This window comes from Amedibacillus dolichus DSM 3991 (assembly GCF_000154285.1).
Taxonomy (GTDB): Bacteria; Bacillota_I; Bacilli_A; order Erysipelotrichales; family Erysipelotrichaceae; genus Amedibacillus; species Amedibacillus dolichus.
The window spans coordinates 212,437-231,800 of record NZ_DS483474.1 but is presented as its reverse complement, the minus strand read 5'-3'; the positions used below and the strand labels follow the sequence as shown (position 1 = coordinate 231,800).

The window sequence follows — 19,364 nt, the reverse complement described above, 5'->3', positions numbered from 1 at the left end:
TAATAAACGATAGATTTTCAGCTTTGGATAATAGAAACATCTCGCATATCTTATCAATTTAAAATAAAGTACTATTCCTACATTTTATTACTAGTTATCCTTTCAGTTAATGCCATTATTTTCTTATAAATCGCATGAATCGTTTTTTCAAATACAATATCATTTTTCCCACTAGGATCTGCTAATCCCCAATCCTCTCGATAACTACAAGGTATATTAGGACAGTTTACATTGCACCCCATTGTTATCACAATATCTACTTGCGGTATTTCTGATAACAGCTTAGAATACTGTGTTTGTTCCATATCTATCTGATACATTTTTTTCATTAAACGAACTGCATCTTGATTGATTTGTGGTTTTGTTTCTGTGCCTGCGGAATAACTCTCAAAAACATTTGAAGAAAGATGCTTGCCCAATGCTTCCGCAATTTGACTACGACAAGAATTATGAACACAGATAAATGCTACTTTAGGCTTTTTCATAAATGAATCACCTTCCTTTCTTTATTTTATTATTTTCTCAATAGTACTTTAACTTCTTCTACACTTAATACTTTTCCATAGGATAAAACTTCTCCATTAAATACCAATGCAGGTGTAGACATTACACCGTAACTGGCAATTTCTACATAATTTGTAACATGCTCAATTTCATAGTCTAATTGAAGTTCAGATATTGCTGTTCTTGTTGCTTTTTCTAATTCCATGCATTTTGCACAACCAGAACCTAGTATTTTGATATCTTTTTCTTGTTTCTTATTTTCTGCATTTTGCATTATTTCTGATGTACAATCTCCACCACAGCAGCATGACGTTGTTTCTTTTTTCTTTCCAAATAATTTCATTTCTTATTCGCTCCTTTTAAATAAATATCGTACTAAAAATATTAAAGAGATAACCTACAATAATGATACCAAACGTGCAAATTGTAATAAATAAAATCAATAATTTAGGCTTTACTGCCTTTTTAAGCATAATTAACGATGGTAAGCTAAGTGTTGTTACTGCTATCATGAACGAAAGAACTGTTCCTAGCAAAGCACCTTTTGCAAGTAATGCTTCAGCAACCGGAATGGTTCCGAAAATATCAGCATACATAGGAACTCCGACAAGAGTAGCTAAGATAACGCCAAATGGATTATTACTTCCTAATATACCTTCAATCCATGTTTTAGGTATCCAGTTATGAATAATTGCCCCGATACCTACTCCAAGCAAAATATATGGAAATACTTTTTTGAATGTTCCTGTAGTTTGTTCTTTTGCATATTGTATTCTTTCCTTTTTAGTTAAAGATGAATAATAAATATCTACACTGCTCGCGTGTTTAACAAAGTCCTCCACATAGCTTTCCATATGTAATTTTTCAATTAAATCACCGCCAATTACAGCAATTAGCAAACCTACAATTACATAAGCAATAGCTACTTTAACTCCAAAAATGCTCATTAACAACACAAGACTTCCTAAATCAACCATAGGAGAAGAAATCAAAAAGGAAAAAGTTACGCCTAATGGTAAGCCTGCACTTGTAAATCCGATAAATAGCGGAATTGATGAACAGGAACAAAAGGGTGTAACCGTTCCTAATAAGGCAGATATTATATTGGCTTTTATACCATGAAATTTCTCTAAAATTTTCTTACTTCTCTCCGGTGGAAAATAGCTTTGAATATATGAAATAGTAAAAATCAGTAAACATAATAAGATTATGATTTTGATTACATCATATAGGAAGAATTGAATACTTCCACCTAGTCGATTGTCTATATCTAATCCTAGCAATGATAGTCCATTGCCAATTAATCTATTCAACCATTTCATACCTAATATCTGATCTTGGAAAAATAACCATACTGAATTTAATAGCTTCAAAAAAAACCTTCTTTATATCAAATATTTTTGATGTGATGTTGTTATATAAAAGCCATCTTTCGATGACCTTTATCTGCAACGATTGGATTGATTTTCAACACTTGGTGTTGTTAATTCCAATAATCGTTTTGACGCATACTCACTTCCACTTTTACTTAGGCTATAATGTATCCATTTACCATCTTGTCTTGTGGTAACAATACCTGAATCACAAAGTATTTTCATGTGATAAGATAAAGCAGATTGACCTATTTTCATGTTTTCAATCAAAACACACGCACATTTTTCTCCACTCTTTAAGTAATCTAAAATAGTAAGTCGTTTCGTATCACAAAGAGCCTTAAAGATTTTGGTATCTTTTGTAAAATCATTCATATCACCACTCCTCACATCAAATTATTTTGATGTGTATATCATAGAGAGAATACGTAATTTTGTCAATACATCATATTGAATTATTTTGATATATTATAAAATGAAAAGAGATTATCGCTTGATTGCCTGTAAGGCTACACAGCCTGGTCCGCCCTGTGTAATAAACACCGGACTTAACTCTAGTATTTCTACCTCACATTGTAATTCTTTCTCGACTATACTTTTTACATATTCAGCACGCTCTAAATTATCAGCATGGGCAACAGATATATAATAATCTTGGTTAATACCTCGCTCTTTAAAGCATTTTAACATTTCTTCCATTGCGCCCTTCCATGTGCGTTTTACTGCATATTTTTCAAGTCGGCTGCCATCGCTTGTTTGTGTCATAATTGCCACTAGCTTTAACAAGCCTCCTAAAGCCGCAGCTGCAGGAGTCAATCGACCACCGCGCTTTAAAAAGGAATAATCCTGTGGAATTAAAAACGAGATATTGTCATTGATGCTTTCCTGCAAAGCCGCTAATATTTCTTCACAGCCTATACCCTGCTCCACCAATTTGATTGCTTTCTGCACAAGATAGCGATGTGGTCCGCAAAGTGTAGTAGTGTTCACAACATGGATATGCTTTGCATGTGGCTGTTCACTTCTTGCCATACAAGCACTTTGATATGTACCGGATAAACCATCAGCAATCGTTAAATCAATGATTTCATCATTCTCATAGCTGGCATAAATATCCATTTTATCCCCGATTGATGGCTGAGAGGAAACCGGCATACTTCCGTTTTTTAACATTTCTAAAAACTGTTTGCTACTGATTTCATCAAATTCACGATACGTTTGATTATCTAAGCTTACACTTAAAGGGGTAATGATAATATTTTTCTCTTTACCCTCTGCGGTTGAATATAAGGTTGAAGTATCTGCAAGTATTCGTATCATAGTTAATCTCCTTTAGGCTTTATGTAACTGTCCATAGATTACCATTATAGTTTTAAAAAGTCAATAATATAGTTATTAAAACTAGATAAAATAATTTACATTACCTTATATCTTGTCTATTTCGATAAAAACAAGTATAATATGGTACAGAGGTGAGGATATGTGCCATACTGAAGAAAATACAAAACCAGAGCTTGAACAGATTGCTGCTTTGCAAAGCTTTCATTTACCACGTTGGGAGGAGCTGCCCGACTTTGATCTTTATATGGATCAGTTGATTACCTTAATCAAAAATTACTTACACCCACTTTGCTTAGATGAAAGCAATCTAATTACATCGTCTATGGTTAATAATTATGTAAAGCTTAATATCATACCGAAACCGACAAAAAAACGCTATCAACGCATTCATTTGGCTTATTTGATTGCAATTACACTTTTAAAGCAAGTTTTAACAATCTCCGAAATTCGTGATGGAATTGATTTACAAGCCAATATTTGCGGTTTAAAAGAGGCATATAATATGTTTTGTGAGGAGCAGGAGAATGCTATTCATAAAACAGCTCAAATTCTTATCGGTGATAGCAATGCGGTGCTTGAAATTCAAAACTTTCAAAGTAATAATGCGGCAATGAAGCTTAGCACCTTATCTTTAGCCACCAATTTTATCACCCGTATCTTATTGATGTATAAAAAGAAGGAATTAGAATAAAGGACCGTATGTATAGATTATTTCTATACGTTACAGTCCTTTTCTTTATAAATGCATAAGCGATTGCCTATTTACTTTATTTTTCAATCAATTAGAAAGTCAAACGCATTTGGTGCCATTGTTCTACACCACCATGCTTAGAGTTTGATTTTCCTTCATCTTTAAAGCCAAGCTTTTCATAATATGCAACTAATTCTTCCTTACAAGTCAATACAACACCTTTGCGATGTTCCTGTTTAGCAGCTTCAATCATACTGTTGAATAATCTTTTAGAATATCCGTTTCCACGATAGCCCGGTAAAATACTTAATCCGAAAATCATCTGCCACTCTCCTTTTTCATCGTGCATGGCAGCATTGGTATACATACCATCCATTAAATCCTTCATATTCGTAACCATACCGTTAATGAAGCCTACAATTCCGCCTTGGCTGTTTTCCATTACAAAGAAGTGATTTGGATAATAATTCAAACGGCATTTCATAGTATCTAGCTTAGCAGCTTCGATTGCCGGAAAGTTAATGCTTTCTACTCTTGTTAATTCTACTGCATCTTCTAATGTTGCATTTCTGATTTTCATTTCCATAAGTTTTTCCTCCTAATATAGATTTTTTAATCTTTTTAAATAACTATACTCACGATATCTTGCAAAGTGTACCTCCAAATCGGACATTTCACAAATAATCGTGTTCATACCATCTAAACGATAATGCAAATGGTCATAGCATAACAAAGCGTCGGAAAATTCTCCTTCCATTCGGATACTTCGAGTATCCATCATCACGTAGGGATTGTTTAAGGAGCGATGCTTTGAATGCTGAATGGGTGTTATTTCCGCCAGCTGCAACAGCGATAAGCCACTGTCAATGACAGCTCCTCTTAAACTGCGGTTATAAGCCGTCGAGCCTGCCTGTGTCGATAGACAAATGCCTGTTCCATTGCAGGTTTCAAAAAATTCATCATCAATATAAATATCAACACGCTGTGATTTGATAACATTTTCAACACGCATTTCATTTAGTGCATAAAAACTTTTGTTTTCCTTTGTTAAGTGTACCTTTAATAGCTTTGAGGCAAAAACCGTAGGCTCTTTATGCAGTAGATCATATATACATTCCTCTAGTTCCTCTGCCGTATAATCTGTGAAGAAGCCTAATGTTCCGGTATGAATACCTAAGAAACGTATTTCATTGATCTTATTAAGATAACGATGGACCGCATATAATAAAGTACCATCTCCACCGACACAAATAACAAGGCTTGGGTGTTCCTTATCATAGTTCCACCCTGCTTCATCTAATGTTTTTTTTAAGACAGCTTCCACCTGATAGGAATATGGATCCTTTTTTGCGACAATGGCATAGTTCATGGCTTCACTTCCTTTAAATCAATATTATTTTATCATAAATATATATAGAACACTATGATATTCCTATACAAATAATGGTAATTTTCGTTATAATTAGATAGGACTTAAATAAAGAGAGATGATGATATGAAAACAAATATTGAAAAAGAGTATAAGCTTTTGGTTACAAAGGAACAATTTGAACAGCTTGTTTCTTTATATGAACCTATTTTCTTTCATAAGCAGGTTAATACGTATTATGATACGACAGATCATCGTATTGCGGATTTGCATGGAGCTATGCGTATTCGTGAAATTGACGGACATTTCATATTTACCTTAAAGCTATGGAAAAAGCAGCAGCTTTATGAATATGAATGTGAGGTAAAAAATAATTCCATAGAAGCTTTACAAAATGAACAAATAGTTATGCTATTAAAGGAGCATGGTATTTATGGTGAAATGACTGTACTTACCTCTTTAACTACCTATCGTGGAGAGGTCATAAGCAATGATGCAATCCTTTGCTTCGATCACAGCCTATACAATGGCATCGAGGATTTTGAAATCGAATACGAATATCGACGTGAGCATGATGGCAGACGTGCTTTTCAAACAATCTTAGCACCACTTCATATTCAATATGAAAAAAACTGTATTTCTAAAATACAAAGAGCTTTACAATCACTTTCTCAATGAATTACCACTTATATGGATATTTATAAAATAGGAAGTCATCATCGTACTTCCTATTTTATTTGGCTATTCAAGCGGTGTTGAAATGACTTGATAGTTTATTTGTAAGTTATGCAGATGCCTTTTTAATTCTTCATCGATCTCTTTATCAAATATGATAAATGGCTGAATTTCCTTTTCGTATCCGCTATTTTTAATATAACTGCTATATAACATATAATGACCAATGATATATTGCAGCTTTTTTTGTATTTCCGATGTATTTATTAAGCATGGTAAGCATATCCATAGCCTATCCTCTCGTATTTCTATAAATTCGGTTTTCGAATTGCGAATTGCTTGTGTATTTGTATGATGCTTTTGATAGTCTTGTATAAAGTGAGCTAGTCTTGCTTCTTCATAGGTACTGTAATAATTGGATTTTATTACTTCATAAATATTATGAATGATTTGTATTTGCGCATCTTTTTTAAAATTATGCGTATGTTCTTGTTCAAAAACCTTTGACCATACATCGACACCGAATTGATTGGCAATTTTTAAGATCTTATCGGTATTATATAAATCCTCCTTATCAATATACAGATAACTTTCCAGTTTATTGGATACCTGCATACCGATTTCACTTAAATAGATAGGATATTGGAAAAATACGACCTCTTCTAGCTGTAAACAATTCAACATGTTCGGTAATCGATGATTTTTGGTAACCTTGCAAATAGCTTCCTCTAATCCATCACGTGTGGCATATCCATTTTGAATTTCATATTTTGACCACATTGCTTGAAAGCTCATGGTATAGCTTTTTTGAAATTTACCATACCCCATCAATCCTTTTTCTTTTTGTTTACCACGTTCTGTTCCTTTTGCTAGAAAAAACAGTAAATCACCTTGTTTTAGATTGCTTATTTTTTTTGATGTGCTTGGCTTCCAAAAGTTAATGGTATGATTTCCGTTCAAACGATGAAAATCAATCATATTTTTATCCGTAATATATGCAATAGCTGCCATAGCCACACCTTCTTTCTTACTATTATTGTATCATGTAAGGTTAGAAAAAAAGATGTAAATTTACATCTTTTTTCGATTTTCAATAGCTTTTATCAAAGTTAATTCATCAGCGTAGTCAAGATGTCCCCCCATTGGAAGTCCATGTGCAATTCTTGTTACCTTGATATCATAAGGCTCTAAGAGTTTTGATAGATACATTGCAGTAGTTTCCCCTTCTACGGTAGGATTGGTTGCTAAAATAATCTCTTTTACATGATCGTCAATACGTTCCAATAAGCTATCAATATTGATATCCTCGGGAAGTATTCCCTTTGATGTGGATATGACACCGTTTAATACATGATATACACCATGATATTCCTTTGTCTTTTCCATTGCGATAACGTCCTTTGCACTTTGCACAACACAAATCATTTCATGATTACGGCTAGTGTCCTTACAAATGTCGCATGTATTATCTTCTGATAAATTTCCGCATACACTGCATTTTTTAATACCATCGCGTACCTCTACTAAGGCAGTGATAATTTCATCAATCGTTTCTAAATCCCATTCGATTGTTTCAAAGGCATAGCGCTCCGCCGTTTTCAGTCCAACACCCGGAAGATGACGATAAGCCTCTACCAACTGTTCAAACCGTTTTGGATACATTAAAAGCCTCCCGGCATCTTAATGCCGCCGGTAATTTGATTCATTGTACTTTCTTTATCTGCATTTACTTCTTTCAATACTTCATTCAAGCCGGCAATTAGCATATCCTGCAAATCCTCTTTATTTTCTTTATCTAGCAGTTCCTTGGCGATTTCAATACTTTCGATTGTCATATCTCCCTTCATAACTACCTTAATAACTCCACCACCCATGGATTTTTCATATAGCTTGGATTTTAATTCCTTATCCTTTTCAGCTAAATCCTTTTGCATCTTTTGTGCTTGTTTTAATAATGCTTGCATATTCATAGTTTATTCCTCCATTACAATATTTTCTTCACCAAATAAATTGAGTATGATTTCTTCTTGAGTAGGTTCTTTATCCTTGGTTGTATCAATCACAACATCTTCTACCATGATGGGATCAGGTAATGTCCCCTGAATCATACGTTCCTTAAATTCTTGAATAACCTGTTGTTGTTGTTGCTTAGAAACGGCAAAAAGCTTTTTATTTTTGCCAAGCAATTCTACAATGAGATCATAATATTCATTTTCTCTATCGGCTTCATTGATAGCATTGGCTTCCGCAACATTTTCTACTGCCACAACAATATAGTTTTTTCCACTGGCAATGATAGTAGCATAGCGAAGCGTACTGGCATAACGAGCATATTTCAAATCTGTTAAATAAAGCGTAAGTTTTTCAAATTGCTTTATATCAACGGCTTTTTCCGGTTTATTCGCTCCTGCTAGTAAACCTAATACATATTCATTATCCAATGGTTTAATCGGTGCTTGTCCTTTTTTATCTTCATTCACTGTTATTTCTTCACTGGCTTGTTCAAAGATTTCCTCTGCGGTATCACATTCAAATTCGGTTTCGATAGTATCTCTCTCATCATTTATTGTTTCATTTTGATTACTTAATGTTTCACGTGAAACATTCTTTTTAGCATCTACCGCCTTTGGTTCTGTTTTTTCTATTTGTAATTCACTGATACCATTACAATTTATCATTTCTAACAAACAAACCTCAAAATAAGAACCAACATTTGAAGCAAAACGATATTTCTCATAGGTATCCATTAACAAATGTATCATTTCAAACCTAGCCTTTAAAGATTTGCTAGTGATAAATTCGACTGCTTGCTCATTCGACAAGCTATGAAGTAACGAACTATCCTTAGTATATTCAAATATAATAGATTCCTTTAAAAGCTCAATCAAATCAACCGTAAGCCTTGGAATATCAAGTCCCTTTTCAAGCATTCCATCAAGCATATCCATCAAATCGACCGGTTCATTGTTGAATATATGATGAAATAGCTTCATCTTCTCTTGCACAGTCGTAATACCATAAATCTCATTGATATGCTGCAATTCAATATGATTTGTGGCATAGGCAATACATTGATCCAAAATAGATAAGGCATCACGCAAACCACCATCAGCTAATTGTGCAATCAATTCTATTACGTCATCATCACATTCGATATGTTCCTTTTCTAAAATAGTATGTATGCGTGAAACGATTTCATTCTTTGGTACTTTTGTAAAATCAAAACGCTGACATCTTGAAATAATGGTCGGAAGCACTTTATGTGGTTCTGTTGTCGCAAGAATAAAAATAACGTGTTCCGGTGGTTCTTCTATCGTTTTCAATAAAGCATTAAATGCACCGGCAGACATCATGTGAACCTCATCAATGATATAAACCTTATATTTTCCCTTTAAGGGTGCATACTTTACCTTTTCAATTAGATTTCTGACTTCCTCAACACCATTGTTGCTGGCAGCATCAATCTCAATAATATCTGGGTGTGAACCGTTTTGCACAGCCAAACAATTATCACATTGCAAACATGGCTTATGCTCCTTGCTTTCACAGTTAATCACCTTAGCAAATATCTTAGCAATCGAAGTTTTTCCCGTTCCTCTTGGACCGCAAAACAAATACGCATGTGCTATTTTGTTTTGTTCGACTGCATTTTGCAAGGTTTTCACAATATGCTTTTGTCCCGCAACCTCATCAAAGCTGTTTGGACGATAGGTACGATAAAGAGCTTTATATCCCATATTACACCCTCTTTCCATTCATAATTATACCATGTTTGCTTATAAAAATGACAAATACTTTCAATCTTAAAAGTATTTGTCATTTACTTTTTTCTTCTCTTTTTCGTTTAAAAAAGGTTTTTAGTAAAGAACCACATTCGTCCTCTAAAACACCACCGATAACATCGGGATAATGGTTAAAACCTTTAACCTCATACATATTCATACAGCTTTCCATGCAGCCTCCCTTTGGATCTTTCGCTCCATAAACTACATGTTCAATCCGACTTTGTAAAATAGCACCACTGCACATAGGACAAGGCTCTAAGGTAACATACAAACTGCACCCTTCCAAACGCCATGATTTTAACTTCCTGCACGCTTTCTCGATTGCTATGATCTCCGCATGTGCTGTTGAACGCTGTTTACTTTCACGCAGATTATGTCCTCTTGCAATGATTTTATCATCTTTTACAATAACACAGCCAATCGGTACTTCATCTATCAACTCTGCTTTTTTTGCTTCCTTGATAGCTTCCACCATAAATTTTTCATTCATGCAGCACACCGCCTTTATCATAAAATAAAAACTACCACACATGATAGCGCCCCCTTAAGGCTGCTTCGTTCCCGACCTGACCTAATTCAGAAGATACCATTGTGGTAGCTTTTATATTATACCACAGATTTCACTGATTACAACTAGATTTTATATTTTTCAAGTTTTTGATGATTTCAAATAAAATCAGTATTTTCTTATGTTTCACGTGAAACATAGCACTCAAAAATCGTGCTGTGAAATACATCAACAAGCATAAATACCAACAACAATAGTTTTCATCGCAAATGACAGAAGCAATTTTACCGATATTTATAAAAGAAAAGCCTTTAAATAAAGGCTTTTTAACACTTCATAGGCAATCGAAAATATTGGTTTAAGATAACGTATTTCACAAAAATGAGCTGTATTTTTAGTTTTTAGGAACTAAAACTGTCTTTCCTCCCATATATGGCTGCAATGCCTTTGGAATATTTACACTGCCGTCCTCGTTCAGATTATTTTCTAAAAATGCAATCAACATTCTTGGAGGTGCTACTACGGTATTGTTTAAAGTATGAGCAAAATACTTACCGTTTTCCCCTTTAACACGAATGCCTAAACGACGAGCCTGTGCATCGGTCAAGTTAGAACAACTACCTACTTCAAAATATTTCTTTTGTCTTGGACTCCAAGCCTCTACATCAACAGATTTACATTTCAAATCCGCCAAATCTCCGGAACAGCATTCTAAAGCACGAACCGGAATATCTAAGCTTCTAAACAACTCCACAGTATTCATATATAGTTTTGTAAACCATTCCATGCTTTCCTCCGGTTTACAAACAACGATCATTTCCTGCTTTTCAAATTGGTGAATACGATATACACCACGTTCCTCAATACCATGAGCGCCCTTTTCCTTACGGAAGCATGGTGAATAACTTGTATATGTATATGGAAGCTTTTTCTCATCTAGGATCGTATCAATGAATTTACCAATCATAGAGTGTTCACTTGTACCAATCAAATACAAGTCCTCACCTTCGATTTTATACATCATACCTTCCATTTCCGCAAAGCTCATAACCCCCGTTACAACATCGCTGCGAATCATAAACGGCGGTACAACATAGGTAAATCCTTTATCAATCATGAAATCACGAGCATAAGAAATAACCGCAGAATGTAAACGAGCAATATCACCCATTAAATAATAAAATCCATTTCCTGCAACTTTTCTTGCACTATCTAAATCAATACCATCAAATCGTTCCATTATATCCGTATGATATGGAACTTCAAAAGCAGGAACAACCGGCTCTCCATACTTTTTCAATTCTACATTTTCACTATCATCTTTTCCTAATGGTACAGAAGGATCAATAATATTTGGAATCTGCATCATGATATTCTTTATTTTTGCACTCAGCTCTTCCTCCTGTTTTTCAGTTTCCTTCATTTCATCAGCCATTGCCTGAACCTGTGCCTTGATAGCATTTGCTTCTTCCTTTTCACCCTTTGCCATCAATCCGCCAATCTGCTTGCTTAAGCTATTTCGCTGTGCACGTAAATCATCACCCTTTTGTTTTAAGGCGCGGTTTTGCTTATCCAATTCAATAACCTCATCTACCATCAGTAATTTATGATCCTGAAATTTCTTTTTGATATTTTCTTTTACAATCTCCGGATTTTCTCTCAAAAACTTCATATCTAACATATAGCTTCCTCCTAACAATAAAAAAGAGGTATCGTAAAGGGACGATACCTCGCGTTGCCACCCTTTTTTATTAACAGCAAAGCTTCCTGCTGAAAATAATCTCTAGGTTATAACGTAACCAACGAAACAGACTACTAATTTCACCCGTTCACTCCAAGGTTGATTTCATATAGCTTTCTTGACAGTTTCCACCAACCACTGCCTCTCTATAAAGAAATACTATATTACTTATCCTTATCAACGTTTTGTTTATTTTATATCATTCTTAATTTGACTTGTCAATTACAAATTAAACAGTCCTGTTATTTAAGATTTATGCTTCCTTATCCGAAGCTTCTTCACTTGCAGTATCCTTTGCTTCTTCTGCCTGCTTTTCAACGATTGCAACCTTTGCGACAACCTCATGCTCTGCGACATTGATCAATTTCACACCTTGCGTATTACGACTGTAAATACCGATTTTATCAACCTCGATACGAATAATAATACCACTATTGGTTACAATCATAGCATCTTCATCGCCATTAACCGCACGAACCGATACCAAATCCCCGGTTTTCGGTGTGATATTGATTGTTTTAACACCCTTGGCACCACGTGTCGTCATACGATATTCATCAATCGCCGTACGCTTTCCATAGCCATTTTCACTTACTGCCAATAAATGCGTTCCATCTCTTGAAGTAGCCATACCGACAACCACAGCACCATCGACATTAAAGCCCTTCACTCCACTGGCACTGCGTCCCATCGGACGAACACCATCTTCGTGGAAGCGAACCGCCTTACCATTAGATCCGGCAATAATAATTTCGTCATCACCGGTTGTTTCCTTCACACCAACCAGCTCATCGCCCTCACGTAAGGTAATTGCAATTTTTCCGTTTTGTCGAATGGAAGCAAATTCAGCGCTAGGAACACGCTTCACAAGCCCATTCTTTGTAACAAACATCAAATATTCCGCTTCATGATCCACCTTCATCGGAACCAGTGCTTTGACCTTTTCATCTTTATCCAAATTCAATAAATTGACAACCGGTAAGCCCTTGGCAGTTCTTGACGCATTCGGTACCTTATAGCCCTTAATACGATAAACCTTACCGATATTGGTAAATAACAATAAGAAATCATGTGTAGACATCGGTACAAGCATTTCAACAATATCATCTTCATTGACTGCCATTCCCTTGATACCACGACCACCACGATTTTGTGTATGATACGTATCGGTTGGCATACGCTTGATATAGCCATTCGTTGTCATCGTAATTACGATATCTTCCACCGGAATCAAATCCTCGTCCTGCATATCGTAGTCGGCATCGCTGATTTCCGTACGACGTTCATCACCATATTTATTTTTAACTTCCGTTAATTCATCACGAATGATCTGCAAGACACGATCATGATTAGCAAGAATATCCTTTAAATCAATAATCAATGCTAACAGCTCTTGATATTCATTTTCGATTTTATCTCTTTCCAAACCGGTCAAACGACGCAAACGCATTTCCAAAATAGCATTGGCTTGAATTTCAGAAAGCTCAAAGTTCTCCATCAAGCGAGAGCGTGCTTCGCTGTCATTTTTACTTGAACGAATAATATGAATAATTTCATCAATATGATCCAAAGCAATACGCAAACCTTCTAAAATATGCGCGCGATCCTCCGCTTTCTTTAAATCATACTTGGTACGACGTACCGTAACATCAATCTGATGGTCAATATAATGTCCCAATAGCTCTTTAATGCCCATTTGCTTAGGAGATCGATCATGTAAGGCAAGCATATTGACACCAAAGCTTGTTTGCAAAGATGTCATTCTGAATAATTGATTTAACACAACATCAACTTGAACATCTTTACGTAGCTCGATTACGATACGGATTCCCTCACGATTGGATTCATCATTCAAATATGTAATCCCATCAATTTGCTTTTCACGCACCAAATCCGCAATCTTTGTAATCAAATTAGCCTTATTTACCTGATATGGAACCTCAGTAACAACAATTCGTGTCTTACCGTTATCCATTTCTTCAAGATGATGCTTACAACGAATCATAATAGAGCCACGTCCGGTTTCATAAGCCTGACGAATACCGGCTCTTCCTAAGATCATACCACCGGTTGGAAAATCCGGTCCAAAGATATAATTATCCATCAATTCCAATACCGTAATATCCGGATTGTCCATGATTGCAAATATCGCATCAATCGTTTCTCCTAGATTATGCGGTGGGATATTGGTTGCCATACCAACCGCAATTCCAACTGAACCATTTACCAACAGGTTCGGAAAGCGAGCTGGCATAACAGAAGGCTCTTTTTCTTCTCCATCATAGTTCGGTACGAAATCGACCGTATTTTTGTTAATATCCTTCAGCATCTCCATTGCAATCTTACTCATACGGGCTTCGGTATAACGCATTGCCGCAGCGCCATCACCGTCCATAGAACCAAAGTTTCCATGTCCCTGCACAAGCATATAACGATAGCTGAAATCCTGTGCCATACGAACCATTGCATCATAAACAGCAGTATCGCCATGTGGGTGATACTTACCGATAACTTCACCGACAATACGTGCCGACTTTTTAAATGGCTTGCTGGCAACAATACCCAATTCATTCATCGCATGTAAAATACGACGATGAACCGGCTTTAATCCATCACGAACGTCCGGCAATGCACGTTCAACAATAACCGACATCGAATAATCAAGGAATGATGTTTTCATTTCCTTTGCAATATCGACCTGTAACAATTTATCCTTATTGATATCCATGAAAACACCTCCTTTTAAATATCAAGTGTTGCATATTTTGCATTTTCTTGTATAAATTCACGTCTAGGTTCAACCTCTTCTCCCATCAGCATTTCAAAGATAGCATCGGCTTCTACCGCATCTTCGATATTAACCTGCTTCAAGGTTCTAAAAGCCGGATCCATCGTAGTTTCCCATAGCTGTTCCGGATTCATCTCACCCAAACCTTTGTAACGCTGAACATTCACATTTTCACCCATTTCAGCACGTACACGTTCCATTTCTTCTTCCTTGTAAACGTACTCTACACGATTGCCCTTTGCAACCTTAAACAGTGGCGGCATTGCGATATAAACATAACCGCCTTCAATAACCGGTCGCAAGAAACGATAAAAGAAGGTAAGCATCAAGGTACAAATATGGGCACCGTCGACATCGGCATCGGTCATAATAACAATTTTATGATAACGCAACTTTGAAATATCTATTTCATCACCGATACCACACCCAAAGGCAGTAACCATGGAACGAATTTCGTTATTCTCAAAAATACGATGCAAGCGTGCTTTTTCGACATTCAAAATCTTTCCTCGTAAAGGCAGAATTGCCTGAAATTTTGAATTACGTCCCTGCTTTGCACTACCACCGGCAGAATCACCCTCGACGATATAAATTTCACATTCGCTGGCATCTTTGCTGGAACAATCCGCCAATTTTCCCGGTAAAGAGGTAATTTCCAAAGCACTCTTACGGCGTGTCAATTCACGAGCTTTCTTAGCCGCCATACGTGCTTTACTAGCCAATACGCCCTTTTCAACGATAATTTTCGCCGTTGTCGGATTTTCAATCAAGAAACGCTCCAGCTGATCTCCTAAAATACCGGATACAATCTTACGTACCTCCGAATTTCCCAGCTTTGTTTTGGTTTGTCCTTCATATTGTGGATCGGGGTGCTTTACCGAAATAATAGCCGTCAAACCTTCACGCACATCATCACCGGCAAGCGTTTCATCTTTTTTGATTAAATTGTTCTCTCTGGCATACGCATTGATAACACGCGTCAATGCCAAACGGAAGCCGTCCTCATGCGTACCACCTTCCATGGTATTGATATTGTTACAGAAGGAATAGATATTTGGCATATAGCCATCATTATACTGTAACGCAACCTCCGCTAAAATTCCTTCTTCCAAACCTTCAACATAAATCACATCTTCATGAAGTACATTTTTATTTTTATTCAAATATTCTACATACTGACGAATCCCGCCATCATATTTATATTCAATACGTTTTGCTTCTTCCTCACGCTCATCGATAATCACCAAACGGATTCCCTTATTCAAAAAAGCCAGCTGACGAATACGGGTATTCAAGGTATCAAAACTATATACCTGTGTTTCCGTAAAAATAGAAGCATCAGCCTTAAAGCGAACCACAGAGCCATGCTTATCGGTATCTCCGATAACCTTTAAAGCACCGCTGGGCTTTCCACCGTTTTCAAAGCGCAGGAAATGCTTTTTACCGTTCTGATGAACCGTAACCTCCAACCATTCCGATAACGCATTAACTACACTGGCACCGACACCATGCAGACCGCCGGAAACCTTATACGCTCCACCACCGAATTTACCACCGGCATGAAGTACGGTAAAAATGGTTTCTACACCGGAAATACCGGTTTTTTCAACGATACCAACCGGCATACCACGACCGTTATCCTCAACACGAATCACATTGTCCTTTTCGATTGCAATTTCAATATCCGTCGCAAATCCTGCCAATGCTTCATCAATAGAGTTGTCTACGATTTCCCAAACCAAGTGATGCAGTCCTCGCTCACTAGTAGAACCAATATACATACCCGGTCTTTTACGAACCGCCTCTAAGCCCTCCAAGACCTGAATATCATCTGCTGTATAAGAATGATCTACTTTACCATTTTCCATTTCTTCAATTTCCTTCATTTGCTTTTCGTCCATGGGAAACCTCCTTATCCTTGCTTCATCACACCGCTTGCTATGCTCCAAATAGTGATCGGTTGATGAATGTCCAAATGTTTAAATTCTTCTATATCCGTTGTCGATATGAAAATCTGTACCTCATTCGGTAAGCTATGCAACAGCTCTTTTCTTCGATCCATATCAAGCTCCGAAAATACATCATCTAATAAAAGCACCGGATAATCGTGTATGATATCCTCGATCATATAAATCATTCCGACCTTAAGTGCTAATAAAATACTTCTTTTCTGTCCTTGAGAGGCATAGGTTGCGACCTCCCTGCCATTGATTTGAAAGATAAAATCCTCTTTATGAATACCCACAGAGGTTACCCTCATGGCTAGATCACGTTCTCTGCTTTTCTCATATTTTTCCGTTAATCTATCACGCAGCAGCTGTTCATCTTCCGTATAAGGCACACAGCTTTCATAAATAACTTCGATCTGTGTACCATCATTGGATAATCGCTTATAAAATTGTGCACATTTCGTTAATAGCTGCTTTAAGAAGTGATGACGCTGCTTCATAACGACCATGGTTGCCTCAATAAGCTGCATCGTTACTACATCAAGGTATTCCTTGTTCACATGCTCCTGCTTCAAATACCGATTGCGCTCTTTTAACAGCTTCTGTGCGACAAATAAGGTATTTACATAGGTTTTACTCAGCTTGCTTAATTCCATATCCACAAAGCGCCTTCTGACCCTAGGAGAAGCATTAAACAGCATCATATCATCAGGACAAAACATTACCGCATTAAATTCACCGATAAAATCACTGACTTTACTTACCGGGTTTTTATACATAAATAAATTTTTGCCACGCTCATTCACGCTGATTTGCAATTCTTCTTTTCGATTGGTCTTTTCAATTTCCGCCTTGATAAAAAAAGCCTCTTTTCCCTCTTTTATCAGATCCTCATCACACGCCGTTCGATGAGAACGTGTCGTTGAAAGATAAAGAATAGCCTCTAAAACATTCGTTTTTCCCTGTGCGTTTTTACCGGATAAAATATGAATGCCGTTTTTCAGCGTAATCTGCAAATCCTCATAATTGCGATAATCATGAAGGCGCAGCTTGGTTAACCTCATGAAATAATAACTTCTACCCCATCAATTACCAAACGATCACCCGCATAAAGCTTTCTGCCACGACGATCCTCTTGTTCACCGTTTACTGTAATATCCATTTCTTTCACAGCGAATTTCGCTTCGCCTCCGCTTTGGATAAAATCGGCTTTTTTCAATAATTGACCGAGTGTAATATATTCACTATTTATCTTGATATTCATGCCAAAAACCCTTTCTCATATACCTATATATTATAGCATATTTAACACTGTTTTGTTAGCTTTTTTATATCTTCTTCCTATTGGAATATCGCAAAAAAAGCCCCGTTTTTCAACCGGACTTTTGATGAGTTGGACGATATGAGGCTTACGCGTAGGTACGTACCGGAAGCACTAACTGTAAAATCTTATCATCTTCTAAAGATGTAATTACAAAAGGTTTCATTTCACCACATAAGCTGAATTTGACAAGACTTCCGCCTAACGCACGAATCGCCTCAAAAACATAACGACCGTTACAGCTGATTTCTAGTGGCTGACCTTCAAAGCTGGCACTGCTTAATACTTCGGTGGAAGATCCGACCTCAATAGATTTACTGGAAAGCACACACTCAGCTTCACTCAAAGAGAACTTAATAACGGAAACACCGTCATTTTTAATAAAACTTGCACGATCAATAGCATTCAACAGATCCTTGGTATCAATCGTCAATTCATAATCAAACTGCAAAGGAATCAAACGATTGGTTTCCGGATATGCTCCATCAATCAAACGTGTCTGAACGATGGTATCCCCAATGATAAATTGAGCTTTTTTATCATTTACTGCGATTTCTACCTCATTTTCACCCTCCAATGTTTTTAATACTTCCTGTAAGGATTTTGAAGGAATCGTAACATTGAAATTCAATTCTTCTTCCAATTCAACGGTTTTTCTCGCAAGACGATAAGAATCGGTAGCTACACAGTGTAATTCATTGCCTTCACAATGAAAATTTACTCCCATTAACACCGGTCTTGTTTCTTTATCACTTGTCGCAAAGCTTGTTTGGGTAATGATTTTCTTTAAAACATCTTCCGCTAATTGAAAGGACTCCTTAGGTTTAGAAAAATCAATTGCCGGATATTCTATTGCTTTCATACCGTTGATACGAAATTCTGCGGAATTACCGGAAATCTTGGTTAAAGAACCATCAATCATTTCAAATTCAATAATATCGGCATCGGTTTTACGGACAATTTCTAAGATATATTTAGCTTCAATAACGATTGATCCCATTTCCTTGATTTCCAAAACACAATCTTCACCATGCTTAAGAGTTGTTTGAATAGATACATCGGAATCACTACCGGTTAAAATAATGCGATCCTCTTTGGCATCGATCTTAATACCGGAAAAAGCCGGTAGCGGTGAAAAATTGGAAATTGCTCGTGAAGCTGTGGACAAAGCATTATAGAAGTTTCTTTTGGATATTTTAAAATACATGCGAATGCTCCTCTCTTTTATGTATTTATAATAAATAATAACAATAAGGGTGTGGAAAACTGTGGAAAAGTATCAAAACACCTTTATTTATACTGATATTTTAACAATTTTC

20 protein-coding genes, 1 other RNA gene and 1 other annotated feature are annotated in these 19,364 nt (G+C 36.3%); of the genes, 2 read left to right on the top strand and 19 right to left on the bottom strand.

Annotated elements, in window-relative coordinates; all coding sequences use genetic code 11:
* Positions 1-77 precede the first annotated feature (77 nt).
* From EUBDOL_RS04120 to EUBDOL_RS04100, 5 genes are all read right to left on the bottom strand, one after another.
* A complete protein-coding gene (locus EUBDOL_RS04120) occupies positions 78-485 on the bottom strand; it encodes an arsenate reductase ArsC (protein ID WP_004798808.1) in 408 nt (135 codons plus the stop codon).
* A 29-nt stretch (positions 486-514) separates the two neighbouring features.
* Positions 515-847, bottom strand: a complete 333-nt coding sequence (locus EUBDOL_RS04115) for a thioredoxin family protein (RefSeq protein WP_004798806.1) — start codon at positions 845-847, stop codon at positions 515-517.
* Positions 848-863: 16 nt separating this feature from the next.
* Positions 864-1,877 (bottom strand): permease, encoded by a 1,014-nt coding sequence (locus EUBDOL_RS04110; protein ID WP_040463054.1) that lies wholly within the window; start codon positions 1,875-1,877, stop codon positions 864-866.
* Positions 1,878-1,946: 69 nt separating this feature from the next.
* Positions 1,947-2,252 carry an ArsR/SmtB family transcription factor gene (locus EUBDOL_RS04105; protein ID WP_004798801.1) on the bottom strand — a complete coding sequence of 102 codons (306 nt, stop codon included), beginning with the start codon at positions 2,250-2,252 and terminating at the stop codon, positions 1,947-1,949.
* Positions 2,253-2,363: 111 nt separating this feature from the next.
* Entirely contained in the window at positions 2,364-3,197 is an 834-nt protein-coding gene (locus tag EUBDOL_RS04100; RefSeq protein ID WP_004798799.1) for a DegV family protein, read from the bottom strand.
* A 160-nt stretch (positions 3,198-3,357) separates the two neighbouring features.
* Here EUBDOL_RS04100 and EUBDOL_RS04095 point away from each other — a divergent pair, with 160 nt between their 5' ends.
* Positions 3,358-3,909, top strand: coding sequence for a DUF1836 domain-containing protein (locus EUBDOL_RS04095; RefSeq protein WP_004798798.1), 552 nt, complete (start codon positions 3,358-3,360; stop codon positions 3,907-3,909).
* 91 nt (positions 3,910-4,000) lie between these two features.
* On the opposite strand, the gene EUBDOL_RS04090 is transcribed toward EUBDOL_RS04095, so the two are convergent.
* Together EUBDOL_RS04090 and EUBDOL_RS04085 are read right to left on the bottom strand one after the other, a co-directional pair.
* Positions 4,001-4,495: a GNAT family N-acetyltransferase gene (locus EUBDOL_RS04090; RefSeq protein WP_004798797.1), complete on the bottom strand. Its 495-nt coding sequence runs from the start codon at positions 4,493-4,495 to the stop codon at positions 4,001-4,003.
* Positions 4,496-4,507: 12 nt separating this feature from the next.
* Complete coding sequence (locus EUBDOL_RS04085; protein WP_004798794.1) at positions 4,508-5,278, bottom strand: NAD(+)/NADH kinase; 771 nt, start codon at positions 5,276-5,278, stop codon at positions 4,508-4,510.
* A 126-nt stretch (positions 5,279-5,404) separates the two neighbouring features.
* Here EUBDOL_RS04085 and EUBDOL_RS04080 point away from each other — a divergent pair, with 126 nt between their 5' ends.
* Complete coding sequence (locus tag EUBDOL_RS04080; RefSeq protein ID WP_004798793.1) at positions 5,405-5,956, top strand: CYTH domain-containing protein; 552 nt, start codon at positions 5,405-5,407, stop codon at positions 5,954-5,956.
* Between the two features lie 63 nt (positions 5,957-6,019).
* Here the strand turns inward: EUBDOL_RS04080 and EUBDOL_RS04075 are convergent, their stop codons facing one another.
* The 12 genes from EUBDOL_RS04075 to dnaN all read right to left on the bottom strand — a co-directional run bounded on the left by EUBDOL_RS04075 (position 6,020) and on the right by dnaN (position 19,252).
* Entirely contained in the window at positions 6,020-6,964 is a 945-nt protein-coding gene (locus tag EUBDOL_RS04075; RefSeq protein WP_004798791.1) for a hypothetical protein, read from the bottom strand.
* A 60-nt stretch (positions 6,965-7,024) separates the two neighbouring features.
* On the bottom strand, positions 7,025-7,615 hold the full coding sequence (gene recR / locus EUBDOL_RS04070) for a recombination mediator RecR (protein ID WP_004798789.1): 591 nt from the start codon (positions 7,613-7,615) through the stop codon (positions 7,025-7,027).
* Positions 7,615-7,923, bottom strand: a complete 309-nt coding sequence (locus EUBDOL_RS04065) for a YbaB/EbfC family nucleoid-associated protein (protein WP_004798787.1) — start codon at positions 7,921-7,923, stop codon at positions 7,615-7,617. The genes recR and EUBDOL_RS04065 overlap by 1 nt, the downstream gene beginning before the upstream one ends.
* Before the next feature lie 3 nt (positions 7,924-7,926).
* A complete protein-coding gene (dnaX, locus tag EUBDOL_RS04060; RefSeq protein WP_040463053.1) occupies positions 7,927-9,690 on the bottom strand; it encodes a DNA polymerase III subunit gamma/tau in 1,764 nt (587 codons plus the stop codon).
* Between the two features lie 79 nt (positions 9,691-9,769).
* Positions 9,770-10,228: a tRNA adenosine(34) deaminase TadA gene (gene tadA / locus EUBDOL_RS04055; RefSeq protein ID WP_004798784.1), complete on the bottom strand. Its 459-nt coding sequence runs from the start codon at positions 10,226-10,228 to the stop codon at positions 9,770-9,772.
* Between the two features lie 18 nt (positions 10,229-10,246).
* Positions 10,247-10,344: signal recognition particle sRNA small type (ffs, locus tag EUBDOL_RS11190), an RNA gene on the bottom strand.
* A gap of 296 nt (positions 10,345-10,640) precedes the next feature.
* The gene (serS, locus tag EUBDOL_RS04050) at positions 10,641-11,927 is read right to left on the bottom strand and encodes a serine--tRNA ligase (protein ID WP_004798782.1); all 1,287 of its coding nucleotides are present in this window, start codon (positions 11,925-11,927) and stop codon (positions 10,641-10,643) included.
* Positions 11,928-11,961: 34 nt separating this feature from the next.
* Positions 11,962-12,177 (bottom strand) — a binding site (T-box leader).
* A 63-nt stretch (positions 12,178-12,240) separates the two neighbouring features.
* Positions 12,241-14,715, bottom strand: coding sequence for a DNA gyrase subunit A (gyrA, locus tag EUBDOL_RS04045; protein ID WP_004798780.1), 2,475 nt, complete (start codon positions 14,713-14,715; stop codon positions 12,241-12,243).
* A gap of 14 nt (positions 14,716-14,729) precedes the next feature.
* The gene (gene gyrB / locus EUBDOL_RS04040) at positions 14,730-16,643 is read right to left on the bottom strand and encodes a DNA topoisomerase (ATP-hydrolyzing) subunit B (RefSeq protein WP_040463123.1); all 1,914 of its coding nucleotides are present in this window, start codon (positions 16,641-16,643) and stop codon (positions 14,730-14,732) included.
* Positions 16,644-16,687: 44 nt separating this feature from the next.
* Complete coding sequence (recF, locus tag EUBDOL_RS04035; RefSeq protein ID WP_004798777.1) at positions 16,688-17,788, bottom strand: DNA replication/repair protein RecF; 1,101 nt, start codon at positions 17,786-17,788, stop codon at positions 16,688-16,690.
* A complete protein-coding gene (gene yaaA / locus EUBDOL_RS04030) occupies positions 17,785-17,988 on the bottom strand; it encodes a S4 domain-containing protein YaaA (RefSeq protein WP_004798776.1) in 204 nt (67 codons plus the stop codon). Before yaaA ends, recF begins: the two co-directional genes overlap by 4 nt.
* 145 nt (positions 17,989-18,133) lie before the next feature.
* Positions 18,134-19,252, bottom strand: a complete 1,119-nt coding sequence (gene dnaN / locus EUBDOL_RS04025) for a DNA polymerase III subunit beta (protein ID WP_004798774.1) — start codon at positions 19,250-19,252, stop codon at positions 18,134-18,136.
* Between the last annotated feature and the right edge of the window lie 112 nt (positions 19,253-19,364).